Source organism: Gammaproteobacteria bacterium (assembly GCA_029880545.1).
Lineage (GTDB): Bacteria > Pseudomonadota > Gammaproteobacteria > Acidiferrobacterales > SZUA-150 > JAOUOD01.
On the sequence record JAOUOD010000003.1, the window covers coordinates 63,986 to 88,087 of the forward strand.

Annotated in this window: 19 protein-coding genes; 11 read left to right on the forward strand and 8 right to left on the reverse strand. The window is 54.5% G+C overall.

Annotated elements, in window-relative coordinates; translation table 11 throughout:
• Position 1 precedes the first annotated feature (1 nt).
• From OEZ10_04325 to OEZ10_04335, 3 genes are read left to right on the forward strand one after another with little or no spacing between them, the layout of a single operon-like run.
• Complete coding sequence (locus tag OEZ10_04325; GenBank protein ID MDH5632202.1) at positions 2-2,197, forward strand: hydrogenase iron-sulfur subunit; 2,196 nt, start codon at positions 2-4, stop codon at positions 2,195-2,197.
• 9 nt (positions 2,198-2,206) lie between these two features.
• Entirely contained in the window at positions 2,207-2,824 is a 618-nt protein-coding gene (locus OEZ10_04330; GenBank protein ID MDH5632203.1) for a 4Fe-4S dicluster domain-containing protein, read from the forward strand.
• Positions 2,825-2,835: 11 nt separating this feature from the next.
• Positions 2,836-3,741 (forward strand): CoB--CoM heterodisulfide reductase iron-sulfur subunit B family protein, encoded by a 906-nt coding sequence (locus tag OEZ10_04335; protein ID MDH5632204.1) that lies wholly within the window; start codon positions 2,836-2,838, stop codon positions 3,739-3,741.
• 78 nt (positions 3,742-3,819) lie between these two features.
• Here the strand turns inward: OEZ10_04335 and OEZ10_04340 are convergent, their stop codons facing one another.
• Together OEZ10_04340 and OEZ10_04345 are read right to left on the reverse strand one after the other, a co-directional pair.
• Positions 3,820-4,182 carry a hypothetical protein gene (locus OEZ10_04340; protein ID MDH5632205.1) on the reverse strand — a complete coding sequence of 121 codons (363 nt, stop codon included), beginning with the start codon at positions 4,180-4,182 and terminating at the stop codon, positions 3,820-3,822.
• A 394-nt stretch (positions 4,183-4,576) separates the two neighbouring features.
• Positions 4,577-5,443 carry a PDZ domain-containing protein gene (locus OEZ10_04345; protein MDH5632206.1) on the reverse strand — a complete coding sequence of 289 codons (867 nt, stop codon included), beginning with the start codon at positions 5,441-5,443 and terminating at the stop codon, positions 4,577-4,579.
• An 81-nt stretch (positions 5,444-5,524) separates the two neighbouring features.
• On the opposite strand from OEZ10_04345, the gene OEZ10_04350 reads away from it, so the two are divergent.
• The 3 genes from OEZ10_04350 (at position 5,525) to OEZ10_04360 (ending at position 7,731) form a co-directional block, all read left to right on the forward strand.
• Positions 5,525-6,181, forward strand: coding sequence for a HEAT repeat domain-containing protein (locus tag OEZ10_04350; GenBank protein ID MDH5632207.1), 657 nt, complete (start codon positions 5,525-5,527; stop codon positions 6,179-6,181).
• Between the two features lie 68 nt (positions 6,182-6,249).
• Positions 6,250-6,765: an OmpH family outer membrane protein gene (locus tag OEZ10_04355; protein MDH5632208.1), complete on the forward strand. Its 516-nt coding sequence runs from the start codon at positions 6,250-6,252 to the stop codon at positions 6,763-6,765.
• A 9-nt stretch (positions 6,766-6,774) separates the two neighbouring features.
• Positions 6,775-7,731 (forward strand): 2-hydroxyacid dehydrogenase, encoded by a 957-nt coding sequence (locus OEZ10_04360; GenBank protein ID MDH5632209.1) that lies wholly within the window; start codon positions 6,775-6,777, stop codon positions 7,729-7,731.
• 42 nt (positions 7,732-7,773) lie between these two features.
• On the opposite strand, the gene OEZ10_04365 is transcribed toward OEZ10_04360, so the two are convergent.
• Entirely contained in the window at positions 7,774-8,253 is a 480-nt protein-coding gene (locus tag OEZ10_04365) for a TerB family tellurite resistance protein (GenBank protein MDH5632210.1), read from the reverse strand.
• Positions 8,254-8,377: 124 nt separating this feature from the next.
• Here OEZ10_04365 and relA point away from each other — a divergent pair, with 124 nt between their 5' ends.
• From relA to OEZ10_04380, 3 genes are all read left to right on the forward strand, one after another.
• Entirely contained in the window at positions 8,378-10,609 is a 2,232-nt protein-coding gene (gene relA, locus OEZ10_04370; protein ID MDH5632211.1) for a GTP diphosphokinase, read from the forward strand.
• A 229-nt stretch (positions 10,610-10,838) separates the two neighbouring features.
• Entirely contained in the window at positions 10,839-12,185 is a 1,347-nt protein-coding gene (locus OEZ10_04375) for an outer membrane protein transport protein (GenBank protein MDH5632212.1), read from the forward strand.
• A 61-nt stretch (positions 12,186-12,246) separates the two neighbouring features.
• On the forward strand, positions 12,247-14,391 hold the full coding sequence (locus tag OEZ10_04380; GenBank protein ID MDH5632213.1) for a lipase: 2,145 nt from the start codon (positions 12,247-12,249) through the stop codon (positions 14,389-14,391).
• Between the two features lie 55 nt (positions 14,392-14,446).
• On the opposite strand, the gene motB is transcribed toward OEZ10_04380, so the two are convergent.
• Both motB and motA read right to left on the reverse strand, forming a co-directional pair.
• A complete protein-coding gene (motB, locus tag OEZ10_04385) occupies positions 14,447-15,502 on the reverse strand; it encodes a flagellar motor protein MotB (GenBank protein ID MDH5632214.1) in 1,056 nt (351 codons plus the stop codon).
• Between the two features lie 11 nt (positions 15,503-15,513).
• Positions 15,514-16,365, reverse strand: a complete 852-nt coding sequence (gene motA, locus OEZ10_04390) for a flagellar motor stator protein MotA (protein MDH5632215.1) — start codon at positions 16,363-16,365, stop codon at positions 15,514-15,516.
• A 182-nt stretch (positions 16,366-16,547) separates the two neighbouring features.
• On the opposite strand from motA, the gene OEZ10_04395 reads away from it, so the two are divergent.
• Together OEZ10_04395 and OEZ10_04400 are read left to right on the forward strand one after the other, a co-directional pair.
• Positions 16,548-17,975 (forward strand): HDOD domain-containing protein, encoded by a 1,428-nt coding sequence (locus tag OEZ10_04395; protein ID MDH5632216.1) that lies wholly within the window; start codon positions 16,548-16,550, stop codon positions 17,973-17,975.
• A 37-nt stretch (positions 17,976-18,012) separates the two neighbouring features.
• On the forward strand, positions 18,013-19,167 hold the full coding sequence (locus OEZ10_04400; protein ID MDH5632217.1) for a hypothetical protein: 1,155 nt from the start codon (positions 18,013-18,015) through the stop codon (positions 19,165-19,167).
• Positions 19,168-19,178: 11 nt separating this feature from the next.
• On the opposite strand, the gene OEZ10_04405 is transcribed toward OEZ10_04400, so the two are convergent.
• From OEZ10_04405 to OEZ10_04415, 3 genes are all read right to left on the reverse strand, one after another.
• Positions 19,179-21,170 (reverse strand): ATP-binding protein, encoded by a 1,992-nt coding sequence (locus OEZ10_04405; GenBank protein MDH5632218.1) that lies wholly within the window; start codon positions 21,168-21,170, stop codon positions 19,179-19,181.
• Positions 21,171-21,321: 151 nt separating this feature from the next.
• Positions 21,322-21,495, reverse strand: coding sequence for a cbb3-type cytochrome oxidase assembly protein CcoS (gene ccoS, locus OEZ10_04410; GenBank protein ID MDH5632219.1), 174 nt, complete (start codon positions 21,493-21,495; stop codon positions 21,322-21,324).
• Positions 21,496-21,518: 23 nt separating this feature from the next.
• A complete protein-coding gene (locus tag OEZ10_04415) occupies positions 21,519-23,981 on the reverse strand; it encodes a heavy metal translocating P-type ATPase (protein ID MDH5632220.1) in 2,463 nt (820 codons plus the stop codon).
• Positions 23,982-24,102: the final 121 nt, after the last annotated feature.

A 24,102-nucleotide genomic window follows, 5' to 3' on the forward strand; every position in this document is an offset into this window, starting at 1 on the left:
CATGGCTGATATGAAAATAGGTGCATATATTTGTAAGGGCTGTGGCATCGGCGATCGCCTTGATTGCGGTCAGCTGGGCAATATTGCCCAGCGCGAAGGCAAGGCCCAGGTAGTGAAGGAGCATGACTTCCTGTGTAATGCTGATGGTGTGGCCACAATCCAGGCAGACATCGATAACGAAGGCGTAAACCACGTTGTGATCGCTGCCTGCTCACGCCGTGCCAAGGTCGAAGCATTCAGTTTCGAAAACGTCGCTATCGCCCGTACCAACCTGCGCGAAGGTGTCATCTGGTCACACCCGGATAACGGTGACAACCAGGAACTGGTGCAGGATATGGCCGATGACTATGTGCGCATGGGTTGCGCCGAAGTCGCCAAGATGAATATCCCGGAGCCTAATGAAAATCGCGGTTCCAACAAGCGTATTCTTGTTGTTGGTGGTGGTATCTCGGGTATGACTGCAGCGCTGGAATCTTCCAAGGCCGGCTACGAAGTATTGCTGGTGGAAAAGACCGGCGAACTGGGTGGCATGGCCGCCAGGCTGCACAAGAAAGTTCCGAATGTTGAACCGTATGCTGATCCGCAGGATACCGGTGTGGCCGCGATGGTCGAAGCCGTTAACGCCAGCAGCAGGATTACGGTGCACCTGAATTCAACTATCAGCCGTACCTCCGGTGCGCCGGGTCAGTTCAGTGTTGATATTTCCACCGAGTCCGGCAGCACGGCAACCGAGAACGTTGGCGCCATTATCCAGGCTTCCGGTTTCACGCCGTATGACCCCGCCAGCCTCGACAAGTACGGTTACGGCAAGTCGGCGGATGTGGTTGACGCTGTCGGCCTGGAAGAGCTGGCCAGGGCTGCCAATGGCGGAGCCATCAAGCGTCCTTCAGATGGCAAGGAAGTAAAATCGGTCGTTTTCATCCAGTGTGCCGGTCAGCGCAGCCCGAAAGACGGTCAGCTGCCTTATTGTTCTGGCCACTGCTGCAACACGTCTATCAAGCAGGCCATGTACTTCAAGGATGCCAACCCGGATGTGGATACGGTGGTCATGTACACCGATTTGCGCACACCGGGTAACGGCGAAGACTTTTATCGCAGCGCCCAACGCAAGGGCGTGGTTTTCACCAAGGGCTGGCCGATGGAAGTCGGTTCTGACCTGAACGTGAAATTCAAGGATGTCATCCTGAATGAGGAAGTCGCTGTCAAGGCTGACCTCGTGGTCCTGGCAACAGGCCAGGTGCCGAATTCCGGTGTTGATATCGAAGCCGAAGGCGAAGCGGCTGCAAACAGCCAGGAAGTATCTATCCTGAACCTGGATTATCGCCAGGGCAAAGACCTGCCGCACCTGCGCCATGGTTTCCAGGACTCACACTTCATCTGTTTCCCGTATGAATCCCGTCGTACCGGCATTTATCCGTGTGGCCCGGTTCGCCGTCCCATGGATATTGCCCAGGCCGTGGAAGATGCTACCGGCGCTGCCATGAAAGCGATCCAGGCAGTTGAAAACGCGTCCCAGGGGCGCGCCGCACATCCTCGTTCCGGTGACTTGACTTACCCGTTGTTCCGCAAGGAAGGTTGCACCCAGTGCAAGCGTTGCACGGTAGAGTGCCCGTTTGGCGCCATCGACGAAGATGAGCAACGCTACCCGCAGTTCAACGAAGGTCGTTGTCGTCGTTGTGGCACCTGTATGGGCGCCTGCCCGGTACGCGTTATTTCTTTCGCCAATTACTCGATCGACACCGTCGGTTCCCAGCTGAAAGCGGTTGATATGCCTGACGAGTTTGAAGAGAAGCCGCGTGTCCTGGTACTGGCTTGTGAAAACGACGCCTACCCGGCGCTGGATATGGCGGGCATGAAGCGTACCGAGTACACGCCATTTGTTCGTGTTATCCCGGTTCGCTGCCTCGGTTCCGTGAACACCATCTGGGTATCGGATGCCATGAACAGCGGTTACGACGCTGTATTGTTGATGGGCTGCAAGCGTGGTGACGAGTACCAGTGTCACTTCGTGAAGGGTTCTGAACTGGCCAGTACCCGTATGAGCAAGATCGGCGATACATTGCAATCGCTCAACCTGGAGCCAGAACGTGTTCAGACGTTTGAAATTGCCATTACCGATGTCGATCGTGTACCCCAGATTTTTGACGAGACCATGAAGACGATCGAACAAATCGGCATGAGCCCGTTCAAGTTCTAGGAGAGGTCAATGAGTACAAATACCGCCATGGTTGAGAAATACCATAATGACTTCCTCAAGGAAGTTGAAGCCAACGTAGAAGAAGGCAACTGGGTAAAGATGTGCATGCAATGCGGTGTTTGCGCCGGTTCATGCCCGCTGGGTAATGCCTGGGAACATCCGCCGCAGGAAATCTTCATGATGATCCGCGCCGGCAAGCGTGAAGAAGTGCTGACGTCCGAATCCATGTGGATGTGTACCTCGTGCTACAACTGTATTGTACGTTGCCCGCGCGAACTGCCCATTACTCACATCATGCATGGCCTGGCCAACTACGCGAATCGCCTGGGTATTGCCCACAAGCAGAACCCGACCCGTAGATTCGCCACGATCTTCTGGAACAACATTGCTTCCAGTGGCCGCGTAAACGAACTGGCACTGTCAGTGAAACTGTATTTCATGGACGGCATTGTATCCGGTATCAAGAAGGGCCTGGAAATGATGGGCGTCGGTCTTGGTCTTATGAAAACCGGTCGTCTCAATGCGTTTGGCCTGTTCTCCCATGCAGGCGTAAAAGACAGCAAGGGCTACAAGGCCATGCTGAAGAAAGCCCGTGAAATCGAAGACAAGCGCAAAGGCGTGGCGTAAGGAGCTTATCAATGGCTAAGAAACAATATTCTTTTTATCCTGGCTGTTCCTCCGAGCGTAAGGCTTCAGCTGCGAACTACATGACTTCGGTCGAATCCATGTGCAAGACACTGGATATCGAGCTGAATGAGATCCCGGACTGGAACTGCTGCGGTGCCTCCATCGGTTATGCCGAAGGTGGCGAGCTGCCACGTCACGCGCTGAACGCCCGTAACGTGGCACTGTCAGAAAAGAACAACCCGGGACAGGACATTGTTGCCACCTGCGCCGCATGCTGGCTGGGTACCAAGGAAACTTCCGAGCGCGTGGCCCATTCCGGTGAGTTGCTGGCTGACATCAAGGAAGTCCTGAAAGAAGCCGGCCTCGAAGGTGATTACAAGAACCAGACGCCGATTCGACATATGGTTGAGGTGCTTATCGAAGACTTCGGTTATGACGAATTGGCCAAGCCGGTCAAGAAGCCGCTCGAAGGTATCAAGATTGCCGGTTACGTGGGTTGCCAGACCAACCGCCCGTTCGGCGTTGACAATGAATCCTTCGAAAACCCGAGATACCTGGACAAGCTGGTCGGCACCCTCGGTGGTGAACCCATTGAAAACTATGACCAGAAAGTCACCTGTTGCGGCGGTGCGCTGGCGTTCTCCGAGCCGGACAAGGCCTATAACCAGATCAACAAGATCCTGGAATCCGCCTATGATTTCGGTGCCGAAATGATTGTCACGCCATGCCCCGTATGCCAGATGAACGTCGAGGTATACCAGGAGCAGATCAACAAGAAGTTTGGCAAGAAGTACAAGATCCCGGTGACCTACTACAGCCAGTTAATGGCAGTGGCCTATGGTCATGATGCCAAGGCTTCAGGTCTGGACGGCAATATCGTTCGTGCCACCAAGCTGGAAGAGATCGCCTCCAAGTAATTTCTTTTGAAGCAGCACAACAAAGCCCCGGTAGTCATATCGGGGCTTTTTGTTTTTCAATCCGATGAATTGATCCGTTTACAGGCAGTTGGCCGGGGCCTTGATGATAGTACCGCTGTCAACAATGGTCACCTCGGTCACGCCGACGTCGTAGACTTCCACGTCCAGGGCCTGGCCGCAGGTGCCAGTGTCAAAGCAGGCCAGTACGTCGTAGACGTGGGTTTCCAGGTCATAGACTTCCGACGATGCGCCAGGCGCAATACTGAGGCTGGTGTAGTCGACGTTGCCCCAGCGATCCGAGCAGTCAAAAGTGATATAAATATCGGTAATTATAGCGGTCGCGTCTCCATTTTTTACCGCCAGCTGCCCGGTTGGCCATTCGCCATTCATGCATCCCGAAAGTGCGAAACCGGTGAGAAAGATAATAATCAGTTGTTTCAAGTTCGGCACCAGATTGAATAACAAGATTACGTATACCGCACCGACGTGTCAGTGGCAACAGAAAGGCATCTTGCCACATGGCGCCAGGGATTGTCGTGCCGCGCATTTTGCGGTCATTAAGTCCGAACGCTTCGTAACGTCTTCCGTTGCGTGGCCCGGATTGGCCGGGAAACGTCCGGGTTCGGCACCCGGGTTTTGGTTACGACCGATTTGGCTAATTTCGAACACAGTTCCGATTTGCCTTTTGGGCCAGGCCTGAACGTCGATCATTTGAAACGAACGGTGAGTTGACTGGTGGCGCCAGTGGCGGGCTCCATGAGCAGTGGCGCGAATATTTGATGTTGTTGCCGTTCGGGACCGAAGCGATAAGTCATTTGCCTGCGCCTGGAATGCATTACTGCAGGTGAAAGTTAAGTGTTTGCCTGTTGCCGCCACGTTTGACTTCCAGTTCGACCTGCCCGAGTGTGCCCAGTTGCTGGTACTGACGCATGGCGTCCTGGATATTGTTGATAGGCTGACCGTTGGCGCCAATAATGACATCACCTTTTTGCAAGCCCAGTTTTTCATAAAGGCTGCCGGGCTTGATATTTTTTACCAGGAAGCCGCCGTCCTTATTGGAAACAATGCGGGCATTGCGCAAGAACTCGGGATTGGCAAGCTGGGAGTCGATAAGATTGCGCGGAATCGCATAATTGTTCTGGCCGAGTTCCGTGACTGAATCCCCGGGGGAGCTCGGCGGTGGGCTGTTGACGACGGCACCTTCCGGCAGGGGCGACCCCTGGTCTTCGAGAAGAATGCTTTCCAGAACCCCGTTCCGGGCCAGGAATATCCTGTCGGCATGCACTGAATCCAGGGTCACGCCAGGGCTGACCTCCTCGCCGATGAAAAACGGCGCTTCCGGCTGGCCGGTAACGCTGATAAGCGCGACGCTGTCAGGGCCGGCCGCGACAACGCCATTGAGCTTCAGGTTCAGGCTGCTAAGCGGAATTTCCGCAAGCGTCGTTGTACCCGGGGTCTGGGCTTTGCCGAAAAGATTGGCGTTCTTGATGGCGCCGAGGTTGATAGTCGGGGAACTCGGGCCGCTACTGGTCCCGGCAGGCACCAGTGTCCGGAATGAAGGTGCCGGGTCTATGATCTTCCAGGTGAGCTGGGCCAAGGCAAGACAAAGCAATGCCAGCGCGGCCAGGTTGACCAGTCCAAAGAGTCGATCGGTACGTTGTTCCGATTCGGCTGGGAAAATGCGGGCAAAAGTCAGGGTCATGGCTTTCATTTCGTGAGTATAGCGCTACGTTGTTTTCAACGCAGCCATAGTCTGAAGGGAGTTTGGGTTATACTGGGTCTCATGACTTCCCGAGCCAAGACTATATTATTGACGACTCCAGGCTGCCCGCACTGTGCCAGCGTACACCGTATACTGACTGATCTTGTCAGTGAGGGGAAATTACCCGGATTCAGCGAAATTGATATTTCCCGGGAGCCGGAAATTGCCAATCGCTACGGTGTGCGTTCAGTTCCCTGGTTCCGGATTGGTGAATTCGAGTTCAGTGGCAGTCATACCGGGCGGGAACTGGAGCGCTGGTTACCGGGGCACACTCCCGCGTTGACCCTGGCTGATTTTTTCGCCGAGGAACTCCGGCAAGGCGGCCTTGCCCGGGTAACCGACCGTGTCAAGCGGGAACCGCAAGCACTGGAAGCGGTTGTCGCGCTGATGGCAGAGCCCGAGCTGGATATTTCCGTGCAGCTTGGGGTCGCGGCAGTCATGGAGCAACTAGAGGGAACTGATACATTGGTCCGGATCATTCCGAAGTTGATCGCATTGCTGGGGCGCCCGGAGGTACGGATTCGCGCCGATGTGTGTCATTATCTGGGCCTGTCGGGCGACGCTGACGCAATTCCTGAGTTGACGAAATGTCTTGAGGATGAGCATGCCGATGTGCGCGAAATCGCCCGCGACTCTATTGACGCAATTGAATCGGCTCAATTGGCGCAAAAATCCTGAGCACCAGCAACACCGGGATCCCGGTAATTCGTTGGATGCCTGAACAGAAAATGGTTGAGGAGACATCAATGAGATTGTTTGCAGTACTTGTATCACTGGCCGTCATGGTTGCCGTTGCACAACCGGCTGCCGCTGACCTGAAAATTGCCTACCTGGACGGGCAGGCTGTGCTGAACAACAGCCAGGCAGGAAAGAAAGAGCGCGAAAAGATTGAAAAGTTTTTCAAGCAGAAAAAAACCGAACTTGAAAAGACAGAAAAGCAGTTGGACGCACAGCGCAAGCAGTTTGACAAAGACAAGCTCACCATGAGCAAGGCGCAAAGTGACAAATGGAAACAGGAATTTACCGCCAAGGTCCAGGCTTACCAGCAGGAAACCGCCAAGGCTCAGCGAGAAGTCCAGGACAAGGAGCGGGAATTTACACGACGGGCAGGGATGGAGATTCAGAAAATCGTTGTCGCATTGGCTGCCGAGAAAAAGATCAGCATGGTGCTGGAAAAATCCGCCTCCGGACTGTTATTTGCCGAAGATTCCATGGATATTACAGCTGATGTCATCAAGCAATTTGACGCCAAGTTTAAATAGGAAGTCGCCATGCGCGGTGTGATCCTGGATCGTGCTTCACTTGACAACGGTGATCTCGATTTCACCAGCCTGGAGACCAGTCTTGATGACTGGTCTTTTTTTGACCTGACGAATTCGGACGAGGTCATTGACCATCTGCGAGGCGCCACCGTGGCCGTGGTGAACAAGGCGGTTATCAATGATCGGATCATGTCCGAGGTGCCGGAGCTGGATCTGATCTGCGTGGCAGCTACCGGCACAAACAACATCGACCTTGATGCGGCACGTCGTCGGGGTATTGCGGTCACCAATGTGACCGGCTATGCCACGCCATCAGTTGTCCAACATGTTTTTGCCCTGATCCTGGCATTGCGCACGCGATTGCCGGAATACCAGCGCGCCGTGAAGGCTGGTCGCTGGCAGCAATCACCATTTTTCTGTTTGCTGGACTATTCCATCACCGAGCTGGACGGACAGTGCATGGGCATTGTCGGATATGGTGAGCTGGGCCAGGGCGTAGCGCGGGTCGCAGCAGCGTTTGGGATGGAAGTGATAATTGCCGCACGTCCGGGAGATCCCGATCCGCCGCCGGGGCGACTGCCTTTGATGGATTTATTGAGCAGGGCTGATGTTGTCAGCCTGCATTGTCCGTTGGCAGACAATACCCGAAACCTGGTCGGGCCGGAGCAACTGGCTACGATGAAGAAGAGTGCATTGTTGATCAACACGGCTCGTGGCGGAATCGTTGATGAAACCGCTTTGTTGCGGGCGCTGGAAGATGAGCAAATTGGCGGTGCCGGTATTGATGTGCTGGCCGTGGAGCCACCGGTTGATGTTAGTTGCCTGCTCAAGGCTGATCGGCCCAACCTGGTTGTAACGCCACATATTGCCTGGGCTAGCGTTCAGTCGCGGCAGCGGTTGATAAATGAGGTGGCCCGGAACATTGCTGCCTACCAGGCTGGCGAGTTGCGAAACCGGGTAGTGTGACCGGCTGGACCAGATGGCTTTTGTAGGGCGTGGCGTACAGGCCTAGGTTTTATCGCCAATATGGTGTTCATGGTGCTGAATCGCCAGGGACTTGGCAGCAACGATGTCTTCGCGCCTGACATACAAAAGTCCCGCGATTTTCCTGACAAGGTGTTCCTCGTGATGGTCGATACGGCCATCGGCAAATGCCACTTCCCAGAGCATCGCGATCACGCGCACACGATCCTCGTAGCTGAAACCGTTTTTGATTAATGACGAGAATTCATGGTACGAAGTCATATCCGCGGCTTCCGCTTCGGCAAGATCCAGTAACGTAGCCAGTTGCTCGTCGTCGTAGCTGTAGCTTCGTTTTAGCGCCCGGAGAACTGCCTGCATTTCCACGTCGTCACGCTGATGGTCAGCCCGCGTCATTTCAATCAGCAGTGCTGCTGCCGCGAGATGCAATTGATTCTCATCGTGAGAGGTCTTGGAGCGAGCCTCTTCGAGCTGTGCGTGGAAAAATTCCTGAATAGTTTTGAGCATGGCACCGGGCATGATGTGAAAGCTGAAAAAACTGCGAATATCAGCGTATTTTACAGTTATTTGCTTTGTTTTTTGTTGTGGATAAACCCATAATGTATCTATATTAACGGAATGGAAATGCCCCGTGAAAGCGGAAATATCCGAAGTCGGGACGTCAACGCCACCCGAGGATACCGCGCCAGACGAGCTGGCCGTGTGGCTGAATACGGCCAGGGATAAATGGCCGGAGCCCGAGTTTCAGCAGATCAAGGCGGCCACCTTATGTGCGCTGGAAGCGCATCGGGGCCAGGCCCGGGCTTCAGGTGAACCCTATATCAATCATGCACTTGCCGTAGCCTCCATTCTGACCCGCCTGAATCTTGATCATGAGACGATTATTGCAGCATTGTTGCATGACGTGGTCGAAGACAGCGACGTAATACTCGCCGATATCCAGTCGCAATTTGGCGCAACTGTTGCCGCCCTGGTCGACGGTGTAACCAAGCTGAGCCATATCCACAGTTTTCGTGACCCCTCGGATATCCTGGCGAAAGAGGGTGTGCGCGCCGAAAGTTTGCGCAAGATGTTGCTGGCAATGGCCGAAGATGTGCGCGTGGTACTGATCAAGCTGGCAGACCGTCTGCATAATATGCGCACACTGGCTTCGCTGCCCGGGGCAAAACAACGCCGAATTGCCCGGGAAACCATGGACATTTTTGCCCCCTTGGCCAATCGTCTGGGTATTTGGCAAATCAAGTGGGAACTGGAAGACTTGGCTTTCCGCTACCTTCAGCCCGAGTCCTATCACCAAATAGCCAAAATGCTGGCCGAACGGCGCGTAGATCGCGAGCTGTATATCAACCGGTTTGTATCCAGGCTGGACAAGGAACTGGTTGAAACCGGTCTTCATGCGTCGGTCAAGGGCAGGCCGAAGCATATCTACGGTATCTGGAAAAAAATGCAGCGCAAGCACAAGGATTTTGACCAGATCTATGATGTGCGCGCCGTGCGCATCCTGGTTGACTCGTTGCGTGACTGTTACGCGGCACTGGGTGTGGTGCACTCCCTGTGGCAGTACATACCTGGTGAATTCGATGACTATATTGCCACGCCCAAGGAGAACAATTATCGCTCCATCCACACGGCAGTGATTGGTCCTGAAGGCAAGACAGTCGAAGTGCAAATTCGCACCAGGGATATGCACAAGCTGTCCGAGTACGGCGTGGCGGCTCATTGGCGATACAAGGAGGGTCGCCAGGCAGATCAGGGTTATGATGAAAAAATTGCCTGGTTGCGACAACTGCTGGAATGGAAGGACGAGCTGGCCGGCGCCGGAGAATTTGTCGATCAATTTAAATCCGAAGTATTCAGCGACCGTGTCTACGTATTTACCCCGACGGGCAATATTATTGATTTGCCACAGGGCGCTACGCCACTCGATTTTGCCTATCGCATCCATACCGAGGTTGGAAACCGCTGCCGTGGCGCGCGGGTGAACGGCCATATTGTGCCCCTGACCTATACACTGAAAACCGGTGAGCAAGTGGAGGTATTAACCGTAAAGAAGGGCAGCCCAAGCCGGGACTGGCTCAATGCTCACCTGGGTTACCTGCAAACCAATCGTGCCCGTTCCAAGGTGCAGGCCTGGTTCCGGCATCAGGATTTTGAAAAGAACGCGGAATCCGGCCGCGACAGTATGGAGCGTGAACTGAAACGCATGGGTATTACCGGCCTTGCCCATGACAAGCTGGCGACCAAGCTCAGTTTTGACAAGGTTGAGGATCTGTATGCCGCGATTGGTCGCGGCGAGGTCAAATCCAGTCGCCTGGTATCCGTTGCCAACAGGCTAACCGCAAAACCGGTTGCCGTTGAAATCACTCCTGAACCGGTTGCACCGGCTGAATCGTCGCCGGTTACCGAGAGCACCAATGCCATCTGTATTCACGGGGTCGGCAACCTGATGACGCACCTGGCACGCTGTTGTCGCCCGGTACCGGGTGAGCCCATCATGGGCTACATCACCCGTGGTCGTGGTGTCAGCATTCATCGGCGAGATTGTCCCAATATCTTGCGTTCAACTACCGATGCCAACGACAGGCTGATTGAAGTTAGCTGGGGACAGCAGTTACGAAAAACCTACCCGGTCGATATCCAGCTGGATGCCTACGATCGACCCGGCCTGTTGCGCGATATTTCCAACCTGTTGAGCAACGAGGATATAAATGTTATCGCGGTAAACACGCACACTGACAAAAACCGCAATGTTGCAGTCATGGTGTTGACGGTAGAAATTCCTGATATTGATGTACTCAGCCGTGTATTACTGAAGATTGAGCGCCTGCCCAATGTAATGCAGGCATTTCGCCGACTAAGTTGAAGTATATATAGAAAGTTTCTCCGGCATCAGTTACGGGCACGTTGAATTGTCGCGCCCGCGTTACCTGTTTTCGCCAGCATTTACACTAGACCGCCATCAGCCTACAATTAAATTTTTCCTGTCTTTATGCCTTTGATAGTTAATAAAATTAGGAAAAGGTAATATAGCTTCATCCATCGAACATTAACAAGAAAAGGGGAAGGCCATGGGTTTCCATCGCAGGTTGGCTATGTCTGTATCGTTAGCGATCATGTCCGCAGCCGCTTCGGGAATGGCGAGTGCAGCGGGCTTTGCGCTGATAGAAAATTCTGCATCCGGAATGGGTAATGCCTATGCTGGCGGCGCCGCCGGTACCAAGGATGCATCCACTGTATATTTTAATCCTGCCGGCATGAGTTACCTGGAAGGTGACCAGGTTGTAATGGTTGGGCACTACATCGTGCCAACAGCGGATTTTACCAATGAAGGATCGACTGCCATGCAGGGCACACCGTCACCGTCACCGTTGACCGGCGATGATGACGGATCCAATCACAAGGCATTTGTTCCCAATGCCTATATCGTCAAGTCGCTTGGGAATGGCGGCAAGTTTGGCTTCGGGCTTAACGCGCCATTCGGATTGACGACCGAATATAATGACGACTGGGTTGGGCGCTATCACGGCGTTCGATCTGCCATGAAAACCATCAATATCAACCCGGCCTATTCGTTCAGGATGTCTGATGATGTTGCTCTCGGCCTTGGCGTGAACGCACAGTATGTCAATGTTGAATTAAGCAGCGCCGTGGACTTCGGCAGTATCTGCGCGTTGCAGGAGTTGGGTGGTGTGCTGCCGGCAGGCACGTGCACGTCGGCCGGGCTGGCGCCGCAGCAATCAGACGGTTTTGCCGTCATTAGTGGAGAAGGCTGGTCCTATGGGGCAAACCTGGGCCTGATCTGGGATATCAATCCCAAGGCACGGTTTGGTTTTGCCTATCGTTCAGCGGTGAAGCATGACGTGGACGGCGACGCCGAATTTTCGGTACCGGTCAATGCAAGCTTCATGACGGCGTCCGGCTATTTCACTGATACCGGTGCCGAGGCCAGTGTGACCTTGCCCGCCAGTACATCGCTTAGTCTGCATTATGCGTTCGATGACAAAACCAACATTATGGCCGATGCCACGCTGACCCAGTGGTCGAGTTTTGATGAATTGCGGGTGGTTTATGACTCGACGCAGCCGGATTCCGTAACTACTGAAGACTGGCAGGACAGCTGGCGTATCGCTGTTGGCGGCGACTATCGTTACAGTGGCGATATTCTGTTTCGAGCCGGCGTTGCCTACGATCAGACACCGGTAGCCGATGCCGAGCACCGTACTGTAAGAGTGCCGGACAGTGATCGTACTTGGATCAGTGTGGGCCTGGGCTATCGTTACAGCAAGAATATCAATATTGATGCAGGTTACGCCCACCTTATTATCAATGATGCCAAGATTGACAATACGACCGAGGGAGCGCTGGCCCATACAATCACCGGCAGCTATGAAGCCAGTGTTGATATCGTCAGTGTGCAGTTGACCTATGAATTCCAGTAACCCAGCCATGACAGGATTAGAGGAATTGTTCTCGGTCTCCAAAGTCAATATCGGGAGAATAATGATGATACGAAAAAATTTGTTTCCGCTGCTGGTTATGCTTGTTGCCACGCAGCTTGGTGCCTGCAACAGCGAAGAAAAAACCACTACCGTTCAGGATCTTGTTGGTTCTATCGGCCACTATGCCAGGTTTGCTCCATCCGACGGCGTGATTCCGTTTCCCAGTGACCTGATGTTCAGTGGCACCGTTGATGGCACGCTGAATGTCCCGGTTGCAGATCCCAATGATTACTCTGATCCAAAAGTCGCGTTGAACGCGCTGGACGGGTTTTCGCCGGTTGGCACCATGACCACAACATTCTCCACGGCCGTGGATGATGCCAGCCTGCTGGGTGGTGATACGGTGCGGGTATTTTCCGTTTCTCTTACCGGGCCGGCCGTAACCGGTATCAATAGCGAGCTGGTTTCAGGCGTGGACTACCTGGCATTTCGGGCGCCTGGTGATGGTACGACTGTTGGCATTGTTCCGCTGAGGGCGCTGGCGCAGAACGCCACCTACCTTGTTACCCTGTCCAATGGCATTATGACTGCTGGTGGCAAGGCTTTTGTTTCTGACTTTATCTACGCGCTGGCCAAAACCACTTCGCCCCTGCATACCGGCGGCGTCAGCAATTTCGGCGGGCTGTCCGATACACAGGCACAGGCGCTGGAACCGTTGCGCCAGCTGACCAATGCCGCCGAGGCAACAGTGCAGGCTTACACGATTACCAACGACGTGGCTGATACTGTAGCGGACCTTCCTTCAGCCAATATTATCCTGAGCTGGAGTTTCACCACCCAGTCAGTGTCCGATACTTTGGCTGCCGTCGCGGGCGGGGCTGCAGCGCAGACACTGATGGCAGTTAACAGCGGCATGACCCTGACTGCATTGGGACTGAATGCGGCAGGCGCGGATGCCGATATTTATGTTGGCACACTTGACCTGCCGTATTACCTGACAGCACCGGGTGTGCCTGACAATCAGGAAATATTATCCAAGTTCTGGCTGGCAGCAGGCGGTGGTTTCACTACGCGTTATAACCCGATGCCGGTGGCGACCAGCACGCAAACTGTACCGGTATTGATGACTGTGCCCAATGGCATGGCCATGCCTGCCGGTGGTTGGCCGGTAGTGATTTTCCAGCATGGCATTACCCAGGATCGCACCAACGCCCTGGCCGTGGCCAGCAGCCTGGCTGCAGCAGGCCGTGCTGTAATCGCTATAGATTTACCGCTGCACGGAATTACCGATGCAACGAGTCCGCTCTATGCCGGTGCTGGTGCCGAGCGTACCTTTGACGTGGACTATATTGATAACGGTACCGGGGTACCCGGGCCAGATGGTGTTATTGATGATTCCGGTTCGCACTTCATCAATCTTGCCAGCCTGCTGACATCGCGTGACAACTTGCGCCAGGGCATTGCTGACCTGCTGACACTGCGAGCCAGTCTTGGTGGCGCGGTATTGCTGGATGGCACCATGACGCCGACTGGCGAAAGCCTGAATGGTGCCGCAGTCAACTTTGTCGGCCATTCACTGGGCGCCATTGTTGGCGGGCCGTTCCTGGCACTGGATGGCAATGTTGGTACATCAGTGCTGGGTATGCCTGGTGGCCATGTATTGAAAGTGCTGGATGGGTCGCCGACATTTGGCCCGATCCTGGAAGCAGGCCTGGCTTCCGCCGGGGTCATGAAAGGTACGGCAGACTACGAGGCGTTCATGAATGTTGCCCAGACTGTTGTGGATTCCGGTGATCCAATCAATTATGCAGCCGGATCAGTGGCCGGTCGTGGCCTGTTGTTGTTCGAGGTTGTTGGCGGTAATGCCAACGAGTTGCCGGACCAGGTGGTACCCAACTACGTGGCCTATCCATCCATGTCGACAACCACGACTTCGCCCACGGCGGGAACCGATCCCTTGGCCAAGGCCATGGGTCTGACCGGCTATACAGCGTCAGCAACCGGTGCCAACCTTGCTGCCTGGGTGCGCTTTAATTCCGGTCATCATGGTTCTCTGTTAAGTCCGAACAATGCTGCCGGTGACCCGGATCTATTGTCAGCTTCCGTGGCCGAGGAAATGCAGTCAGAGATGGCGAATTTTATCGGTTCTGGTGGCGCTGCACTGGTCATAAGCAATACCAATATTATCGCGCCAGTGTTGCCCTGATTTAGCAACAGGCTTTGCAGAAAGCAAAAGCCCCTTTCATCTGAAAGGGGCATTTTTATTTTTCGAGAAAACCGTCCAGTTCTTTCCAGACATCCTTGGTTTTGCCTGCTGGCTTTTCCTGGCGGACGGGAGACGGAATGGTTCCGGAGTTGCTGTTATCACCAGCCGGTTTTACAGCCGACTGTTCAATTTTTTGTTCCGGTAACGAGTCAATCAGTGTTCGGGCATCGGCGGTGTTCTGCTGGTTAATGGCATCCTCGGTTTTCTTGTTCATGACGATGATGCTGATGCGCCGGTTAATCGGATTCTCCGGGTTGGTTTTGTCAAAGGGCACGGTGTCAGACAGGCCGACTACGCGACCGGACTTGGTCGGATCCATGCCGCCGGCGAGCAGGCTGCGGCGCGCGGCATTGGCACGATCGGCACTGAGTTCCCAGTTGGTGTAATCACGACGCGAACCAAACAATGTTGAGTCCGTATGACCGGTAATACTGATCTTGTTGGGGACCGTGTTGATAAAGCCGGCCAACTCACGGAGGATTTCATCGGTATAATTCTTAAGATTGGCGGACCCGGAATCAAACATGGGCCGGTTTTCCTTGTCGACAATCTGGATGCGAAGCCCTTCGGGACTAATGTCGAGAAACAGCTGATCCTTGTACGGTTTCAGCGCCTGGCTTTGCTCTATCGCGTGTTTCAGACTTTCCATCAATGACTCGAGCCGTTTTTCCTCCAGTGCTTCGGCAATCTGTTCGGCAGTCTGCGCGTCAATGTTTTCCTTGTTGAATTCCTTTTCCGGATCATCGCCGGAACCATCGGTGATATCCATGGCGCCGCCCAGTTCGATCAAGCTGGTACTGGAGCCACCCGGACCCTGTATCGGTGACGTATTGGGACTCTGGCTGGCGCCCGGTGTCTGGCTGGGGTTGTTAAAGTATTCCGAGATAGCGCCTTTTTGTTCTTTGGTAGTGGAGCCCATGAGCCAAAGCAGTAAAAAGAATGCCATCATTGCCGTAGCAAAATCGGCGAAGGCCACCTTCCAGGCACCGCCATGGTGGCCATGACCGCCGACGATCTTCTTTATGATTATCGGTTGAGTTTTATCCTGCATGTCCCTGTGACCTATTTGTTCTTGATGTGCTCTTCCAGCTCCTTGAAGCCCGGACGATCACTGGCATACATGGCCTTGCGACCAAACTCGATGGCGACTTGTGGTGTATAGCCGTTAAGCGACGCCATAATGACTGTCTTGATCACTTCAAAGAATTTGCCTTCGGCGGCCGCCATGTTTTTTATCGATGTCGCCATCGGGCCGACGAAGCCATAGGCAATCAGGATGCCCAGGAACGTGCCCACCAGGGCCGCCGCCACGTGATGACCGATGACTTCCGGTGGCCCGCCCAGTGAGCCCATGGTGATAACAATACCCAGTACCGCGGCCACAATACCAAAACCAGGCAGGGCATCGGCCACACTTTGCAAGGCATCGCCCGGCGCCTCAGCTTCATGGTGATGGGTTTGCAGCTCCAGGTCCATCAGTGCTTCCATTTCAAACGGGTTCATGCTGCCGCTTACCACCAGGCGAAAATAATCGGCAATAAACTCAACAGCGTGATGATTTTTCTGGATCTTGGGATACTTGTTGAATAGTTCACTGCTGTCCGGTTCTTCAATATCGTTTTCAATCGCCATCATGCCTTCCTTGCGCGCCTTGTTGAGAATGTCAAAAAGCAATGACAGCAGGTCGAGATATATAGACTTGTTATAAGGCGAACCTTTCAGCAGCGCCGGGATGGATTTGAATACTGCTTTAAGGGTTTTACTTGGGTTGGATACGACGAAGGCACCAAAGGCGGCACCACCGATAATAATAAGTTCGTAGGGTTGCCACAGTGCCATTAATTCGCCGTGGGAAAGCACGTACCCGCCCGCCACCGAGCCAAGAACGATCAAGAAACCGACTATCAGGAGCATATCTGGTCTTCCATGAGTGTTGCGATTGAACTGTAGTACTGTCTCCAGCTATCGGCCCGCTGGTTCAATGTCTTTACCGTAGTGTTTTAGCGGTATTTTCACCTACAAAAGCTGCTCGATTTAAAGTTTTTTGCTTTCGGCACCGAATTAGAGGCATTGAAAAACAATCTCTGAGAGGAAGCATGAGCGCCCAGCTTGTGGTGTCACTGGAAGACGTGATCAGCAAACCGCTGCCCATCCTGGCCTGCAGTGTCGACGATTTGGCTGCGTTGAAGACTGAAGGGGATGATGTTTCCTGGGCGCGACTCAGTCATATCCTGTTGCGCGATCCTGGTCTGGTTGCGCATGCGCTCAAGCTGGCAAACCAGAGCAATAACAGCCTGCGTGCCGAGGTCACCACGGCAGAGCGGGCGGCAATGATGATGGGAATGGATAACCTGTTTCGCTTGCCGACGCGAATCGCCACGGCCGAGAAGGAGTTGCATGGCGAAGCCTTGAACGGGTATCGCCGGGCAGTAAGCCGGGCCTATCACGCCGCCAGCCAGGCTTGGGACTGGGGACACTTGCGAATGGACCTGCATCCCGAAGAGCTGTTTATTGCCGGCTTGTTACATGAGTTGGGCGAGATGGCGTTGTGGGTGCAGGCGCCGGACAAAATGAAACAACTTGCCGATTTGCGCACGCATAACCAGATGCCCGTCGATGAAGCGGAATACCTGGTGCTTGGTAACAGTATCGAGCATTACTCGCGTGCCATGATGGAGAAATGGCACATGCCGACCCTGGCAGCACAGAGCCTGCGCCCGGAAAATGCCCGGGATCAGCGCGCCCTGGGTATTATGCTGGCGGCGAAACTGGCGCGCGCCACCGAAAGAGGATGGTTTAACAGGGAGGTCGATGAAACCATTGATCATGTGGCTGACTACCTGGGGCTGCCTTTTGATGACATGGCAGCGCGAGTGCAGAAAACCGCCGTGGCAGTGGCCCGTGAAGCCGGTGTTTACGGTGTTCCGCCAGCGGCTGCATTGCTGCCACTCATACCTGAGCCGGACCAGCGCGAATCTCTGGAAAGCGGATCATCCGGCGCTTATTGCCTGACTCCCCAGGCCGAATCTTTCCAGGCGATCGTGCGGGAGCTGGAAAACGGCATGTCATCCATGAGCCTGAGCGATATTATGCGCAAAGTGATGCATGGATTGCATGAAGGCGTAGGTTTTAACCGCGCCGTGTTTGCCATGTTGTCTCATGATCGCCGTGAACTGAAAGCGCGATTCATGATCGGGTCTGACAGTGACCCCATATTCAACCGGTTTCATATTTTCCTGGGTACACCGCACCTGTTTACCCAGATTATGAAAAAGCCCCAGGGCCTGCGGTACGGGTCACATAACCAGGAAAAGTTCGGCGGCCTGATTCCGAGGCCCATCCGGGACCTGATAGGCGTAAACTCGTTTTGCGCCATGTCGCTGTTTGTCAGCGGCAAACCGGTAGGCATGCTGTACGCAGACCGTCGAAGCACTGATGCTGACATTGATGAAATGAGTTACAAGCGTTTTCGTTACCTGTGCCAGCTCGCCAGCAAGGCGCTGACCGTCGCCAGCAGCAGGTAGCTGGCAACTTAAATCATGACCGGCTATAGTTCCGGCCATGAATAAATCCGACCAGAATTTTCTTTTCTCGCTGCTATCCCAGCCGACGGCCCCGTTCAGGGAGCAGTTTGTCAGTGCCGTGGCACGTGATTTCCTGGACCGTTACCACTTGCCATACTTTCTTGATCCGGCAGGTAATATTGTCATCGGCGTCAACTCGGTTGCCGGGTACAAAAAGCTGCTGAAAGACGCAACGGACGAACCGGTGCGGATGTTTATGGCGCACATGGATCACCCGGGTTATCACGGGGTAAAGTGGATCGATGACCGCAGGCTGAAGGTGAAATGGCATGGCGGTACACCAACCCGCCATGTAGCCGGTGCGGAAGTGTATTGTGCCGGTAACGACGGCCGTATCGGTAGCGGGCGCCTGGCCGGGGTCACCCTGGTCAAGGGTGGATGGGCCATGGACAGTGCCGAGATAGTATTCAAACAACCGCTTTCCCCGAGACCGCCAGCAACAGAATTGTTCGGTTCATTCCGGTTTCGCAAACCGGTGTGGCTGCAGGGGAAGCGTATTTATACGAATGCAGCCGATGATCTTGCCGGAGTATTTACCGTGCTGCGCCTGGCGCGCAAGTTGTCACGCCTTAAAGGCAGCGCGCCATTCATTGGATTATTGACACGGGGCGAGGAAGTCGGATTTGTTGGTGCCATCAATCATTTCGAGCTGGGCTGGTTTGAGCGCTACCGGAACAAGTTATTGTGCGTCAGTCTCGAGGCATCGCGAACCTTGCCCGGAGCAGTGGTAGGCAAGGGACCTATTGTTCGTCTTGGTGATCGCCGGACCGTGTTCAACGCCGATGCGTTGAAGGTGGCGACAGACGTGGCTGAAAAACTGCTGCCGAATCGGTACCAGAAGCGGATTATGGACGGCGGCGCCTGCGAAGCTACGGCGGCAACCATTTATGGCCTGACTACAATCGGTATTACCGTGCCGCTTGGCAATTATCATAACCAGGGGTTTGAGGGCGGGCCGGATTGTCGTGGCAAGGCCGGCCCCGCGCCCGAGTTTATTCATATTGATGATCTTGAATCCGAACTGCTGCTTTGTGCCGGCTTGATGCGCCGCGGCCTGCCCTGGCTGCAACCGTGGCAGAAGCAGAAGAAATCGCTGTTACGTAATGCCGCAAGATACAGGCGACTGGCCTGAATCCCGTGGTCTCATGACTGCACGGGCATTGTGATTTTCGGCCACGTGAAATGGAAGCACGTGCCTTTGCCGGGTTCCGAGTTCAGCCATATCTTTCCTTTTTGATCAGCAATGATCTTTTTGACAACGGCCAGGCCGATTCCAGTACTTTCAATTTCATCTCTTGAATGCAGTGTCTGGAAGATACCGAATATCACTTCGTGATATTGCGGATCTATGCCCGGGCCGTCATCGCAGACAACAAACTCGTACTCCGAATCCCGGTCATGCACATTTATTTCAATGGTGCCGTTATCCTTGTCGTGATACTTGATGGCGTTACTGATCAGGTTGGAGAATACCTGGGCGAGAGGTGTACGGGCACAGTCAAAACTGGGCATGTGCGGGCTGATTTTGATTGTAAAGCGGTCATCGACGCCAAGCATATCCATGATGCCATGGATCATGTCAGAAGTATCTGTTGGTGACAGCTCCGCGCTGATGCGCCCGGCACGCGAGTATTGCAGAATGCCGTTAATCAAATCCTCCATGCGTATCACCCGGCTACGCAACAGTTTCAGGTGCTCCTTGATTTCCGGGTTCTCAATTTCGCCCAGGTCTTCTTCAATCCACGTTGACAGATTTGAGATGGCGCGCAATGGTGCCTTGAGATCATGCGAGGCAACATAGGCAAAATTATCCAGCTCGGTGTTCTTGTTCTTCAGGGCGTCAGCATAATTAGCCAGTTCTGCAGCGGTGCGGGCGAGTTGTGATTCATATTGCTGCTGCTGTGTAATGTCGCGCAGGGTGTAGACATAGACCGTATGATGTTCGGAAGCCAGTTTTTGCGCGTGAATGCTGAGCTGAACCTTGCTGCCGTCAGCATGGTGGCCCAGGACTTCGGCAAGACCTGCCTGCGTAAATCGCTCGATAGCCCCTTGTTCACGCAAATCGGGAATCAGCGCAGATATGGATTTGTTGACAACAGATTCCGGTGAATATCCCAGGATCATTTCTATTGACCGGTTGCTCTGTATGATGATGCCATAGTTGTCGGTGATGATAATCATGTCGAAGACCGAGTTGACTACGCCGTCGAGAAAGTTCCGGTTCTCTTTCAGCTTCGATTCGATACGAGCTTGGTCCTCCAGTTTTTGTATCAGCAAGGATTTTTGTGACATCAGCACGTCTTCGCGGGCAACCAGCACATCCATCAGGCGATTGAAGGCCAGCGCAATGGTTTTTGCCTCGCGTGGCCCTGAAATCGGCGCGCGCAGGTGATTCCATTTCAGTTTCTGGGCTTCTTCCATAATATCCGATATGTCGCTAACCGGTTTTACAAGTGTACCAAGAAGCATGTTAATAGTTATCAGCATCGCGATCCCGAGTATGCTGATGATCAGTACTGTCCCGGCGATGATTGTGTGCCTTGCGTTGTTGACGGTCGAATTGTCAATGACTATGTAGGCATAGCCGACAATTTCCCGACCGGTATTCCTGGAGACGGAGTGCAGGTCATTGACCTCGGTCTTCAGAATAGGCGCTATAAAATGCCAGCCTGATACGGTTTCATGAATCAGGCTGGAGCGTACCGAGTCGATTCTTTTTGCCTGCCTGAACCAGGCGTTGCGATCCAGTACTTCCTTTCGTTCACCGAGGCTGAATATTTCGGTGCCCCGGGCGTCATAAATGGCAGTTTCGTTGACTCCCGGAAAACCCAGCACGGTTTGCATGCTGACGCGAGCCTGTTCGGTATCATTGTAAAGTACCGAAAACAGGCTTTGTTCGGCCAGCCCGGCGACAATGCTGAGACCGGTTTCGATATATTGCTCCTTCATGGAGCTGGCGGCCATGGTGCCAATCAGTACGGAACTGACAAGGGATATCAGTAATATGCAAGCACCGATTGCCAGCGTCATGCGCTGGCGGATGGTGTAGGAGCGTTCCCGGTTTTTTGTCTTTGTGCGACCGGGGTCGGCGACCGGGTGAATTGACTCCGTAAAGGGTTGTGCTCGTTGTGCCAATGCTTGCCCTTGAAGAAGGTTATTCAGGAAAGTGTAGTCAAGTTCAGGCAGGAAACTAAAGTATTTTTAGTAGGCTAATAGGCCCGATCAAACAATGTTTACAATGTTGTTACCCGGATCGCGGCGGCTCACAGGTTCCGGCACGAGCAGATCAGTTGGACCGATCCTTCGCTGCATTCTCGGGGGAGTCATCATCCATCAGTATGCGGTGGGCCGGCCCTTCGAGGTCATCAAACTGGCCACTCCGGGCCGCCCAGACAAAAATTCCGATAATCACGGCGACCAGGATCACGGCGACAGGGATAAGCAGGTAGATTATTTCCACAACAGGGTCTCAATAGTAGGAATTCAGTTTGCCCGGGATGTCCGCCTGCTGAGGCGCATGGCGTTTGCCGTGACAATCAGCGAGCTTAAGGACATGCCGATGGCAGCCATCCACGGCGCCAGCAGGCCCGCAGCTGCCAGGGGCAGCGCCAGCAGATTGTAGCCGATTGCCCAGGCAAAGTTCTGTCTGATTATGCCCAGGGTTTTCGTGGCAAGCTCATGGGCATCGACCAGGTGGGACAGCTGTTGCGACAACAGCACCATATCGGCGCTGGCCTGGGCCAGCTGGGTGCCACCTCCCATGGCGATGGAAACGTCGGCCGCCGCGAGCACCGGCGCATCGTTGATACCGTCACCAATCATGGCGACGATGGCGCCGCCGTCCTGTAATTGCTTTACCGCGGCCAGCTTGTCCTCAGGTCGCATGGTGGCCCGAACGTCGTCAATGCCGACTTCCCGGGCCATGTAGCTGGCGGCAGCAAATTGATCACCAGTCATCAGAACCGGTGTCTTACCGAGCTGTCGAAGCCTGCTAATTGTCTGGCGCGCATCGGGTCGCAACCTGTCGCCAAGATCAAAGGCGGCCATCAGCTCGAATTGGCTGGCCAGAAAGACGGTTGTGCAAGGCTCGTCTGGGCCCGGCACGTCGACCGCGAGCCCCGTTTTCGCGGCGATAAACCCTGGTGTGCCAAGGTAGTATCGATTCCGGTCGATCAGGCCGGTTACGCCAGCGCCGGGTTCGTTGGCGATGTCGTCAGCAATGACGCCGTGGTGAGAATTATGACTGGACGCGGCGTGACGCAAGGCCACGGCGATAGGGTGTTCCGATGCCGATTCCAGTGCAGCTGCCAGGGCAAGGCATTGATCGGCTTCGTATCCACCGGTGGTACGAGTGCGCAACCAGTGCATTTGACCGACAGTGAGAGTACCGGTCTTGTCGAATACAAAATGGGTTGCCTTGCTCAGGATCTCCAGGCTGTGGCCGCGAGTGGTAAGCAGCCCGAGCCGGGTCAGGTGCCCGGTTGCCGCGGTAATGGCGGTGGGTGTTGCCAGTGACAAGGCGCAGGGACAGGTTACCACCAGCACCGCGATGGTGATGGCGAGCCAATCGCCTGAGCCTTGTTGCCACCACCAGGCAGCCACGGCGGCGCTGATCAGCAGGATGACGCCAACAAAGTGACTGGCCACGCGATCAGCGAGACGGGCAAGGCGGGGCTTTTCGGTTTGTGCGCGATCGAGCAGCCTGAGCATGTTGGACAGCACGGTGTCATCACCCACCCGGTTGACCCGGATACGCAGCGGGCTGTCACGATTAATGGTGCCGCCGATAACATCGTCGCCCGGCTGCTTGATGACGGGCAGGCTCTCGCCTGTCAGCAGTGACTCATCGACCGATGACTGCCCTGACACAATGCAGCCATCAGCGGCGATGGTTTCGCCTGGAATCACCAGGATGATATCGTTCTTGACCAGTTCGATAGCGGCTACTTCTTCCGGGCTGTCGTTTTCGCCAAGGCGCATGGCCATGGCTGGTGTCAGTTGTACCAATGCATCCGTGGCTTCGGCTGCCTGCTTGCGCGATGCCAGCTCGAAATAGCGCGCCGCCAGCAGCAGGAATACGAACATCACTACCGAGTCAAAGTAGACGTGTCCGACTTGTTGCCAGGTGTTCCATGCGGACGCGAGAAACGCAATGCTGATGCCCAGGGTGACTGGCACGTCCATGCCCATTTGGCCAAGGCGCAGATCGCGCCAGGCACCCTGGTAGAAGGGTCTGGCTGAATAGATCAGGACCGGCGTGGTCAGCAGCAGGCTGATCCATTGCATAAAGCTGCGGAACATTGGCTCAATGCCGAACCAGTCTCCACCGTAAAGGGAAATAGCGAGCGCCATGACCTGCATGCCCAGAACCCCGGCCGTGCCGAGCCTGATAAGGTATGAGCGCCGCTCTTTTTCCAGCAAGGCCTGTTGGCGATTGGGGTCATAGGGGTGGGCGCGGTAACCAATATGGCTGATAGCGGACAGAATCTCGCTCAGCTTGATGCGCTCATTGTCCCAGCGGACCCGGGCGCGACGCGTGGCGTAATTGATATGCATTGACAGGACGCCGGGCAGCTTGGCGACGTGGTGTTCGCTTAGCCATACACAAGCGGCGCAGGTCATTCCTTCCAGGATCAGGGAAGCTTCCCGAACCGGGCCGTCAGCGGCCTGAATAAAGGTTTTCTGGATATTTTCGTTGTCGTAGACCCGGGTCTGGCGCAGAAAATCCGGAACCGGCTCGGCAGCGGTGACCGCAGAATCGGTTCGAAAACGGTAGTAGTCCTGTAGACCGCTGTCGACAATGGTGCGGGCAACGGCCTGGCAGCCGGGGCAGCACATGTTTCGGTCAATATTGTCGATTGTGACGGGAAATCTCAGCCCTGGCGCAATGGGTTCACTACAGTGAAAACAGACCGGGTTATCGGGATTGGAGTGGTGATGGTTCATGGCGCTGAAGTCAAACAGGAATCATTCGATAGTACCAGAGTCGTGTTCATCAAAAGTGAATTCGGTGTTGGCGTACCTGGAATTGGAAAAGTTCTTGATTCAGGTCAAAAAACGACGAGTT

What these genes read in the sequence shown, in the direction of transcription:
- OEZ10_04355 (MDH5632208.1), top strand. Translation starts at nt 6,250, where the DNA reads ATGAGATTGTTTGCAGTACTTGTATCACTGGCCGTCATGGTTGCCGTT.
- OEZ10_04345 (MDH5632206.1), bottom strand. Translation starts at nt 5,443, where the DNA reads ATGACCCTGACTTTTGCCCGCATTTTCCCAGCCGAATCGGAACAACGT.
- OEZ10_04380 (MDH5632213.1), top strand. Translation starts at nt 12,247, where the DNA reads ATGATGATACGAAAAAATTTGTTTCCGCTGCTGGTTATGCTTGTTGCC.
- OEZ10_04400 (MDH5632217.1), top strand. Translation starts at nt 18,013, where the DNA reads ATGAATAAATCCGACCAGAATTTTCTTTTCTCGCTGCTATCCCAGCCG.
- motA (MDH5632215.1), bottom strand. Translation starts at nt 16,365, where the DNA reads ATGCTCCTGATAGTCGGTTTCTTGATCGTTCTTGGCTCGGTGGCGGGC.
- OEZ10_04335 (MDH5632204.1), top strand. Translation starts at nt 2,836, where the DNA reads ATGGCTAAGAAACAATATTCTTTTTATCCTGGCTGTTCCTCCGAGCGT.
- OEZ10_04330 (MDH5632203.1), top strand. Translation starts at nt 2,207, where the DNA reads ATGAGTACAAATACCGCCATGGTTGAGAAATACCATAATGACTTCCTC.
- OEZ10_04360 (MDH5632209.1), top strand. Translation starts at nt 6,775, where the DNA reads ATGCGCGGTGTGATCCTGGATCGTGCTTCACTTGACAACGGTGATCTC.
- OEZ10_04325 (MDH5632202.1), top strand. Translation starts at nt 2, where the DNA reads ATGGCTGATATGAAAATAGGTGCATATATTTGTAAGGGCTGTGGCATC.
- OEZ10_04415 (MDH5632220.1), bottom strand. Translation starts at nt 23,981, where the DNA reads ATGAACCATCACCACTCCAATCCCGATAACCCGGTCTGTTTTCACTGT.
- motB (MDH5632214.1), bottom strand. Translation starts at nt 15,502, where the DNA reads ATGCAGGATAAAACTCAACCGATAATCATAAAGAAGATCGTCGGCGGT.
- OEZ10_04365 (MDH5632210.1), bottom strand. Translation starts at nt 8,253, where the DNA reads ATGCTCAAAACTATTCAGGAATTTTTCCACGCACAGCTCGAAGAGGCT.
- OEZ10_04350 (MDH5632207.1), top strand. Translation starts at nt 5,525, where the DNA reads ATGACTTCCCGAGCCAAGACTATATTATTGACGACTCCAGGCTGCCCG.
- OEZ10_04375 (MDH5632212.1), top strand. Translation starts at nt 10,839, where the DNA reads ATGTCTGTATCGTTAGCGATCATGTCCGCAGCCGCTTCGGGAATGGCG.
- OEZ10_04395 (MDH5632216.1), top strand. Translation starts at nt 16,548, where the DNA reads ATGAGCGCCCAGCTTGTGGTGTCACTGGAAGACGTGATCAGCAAACCG.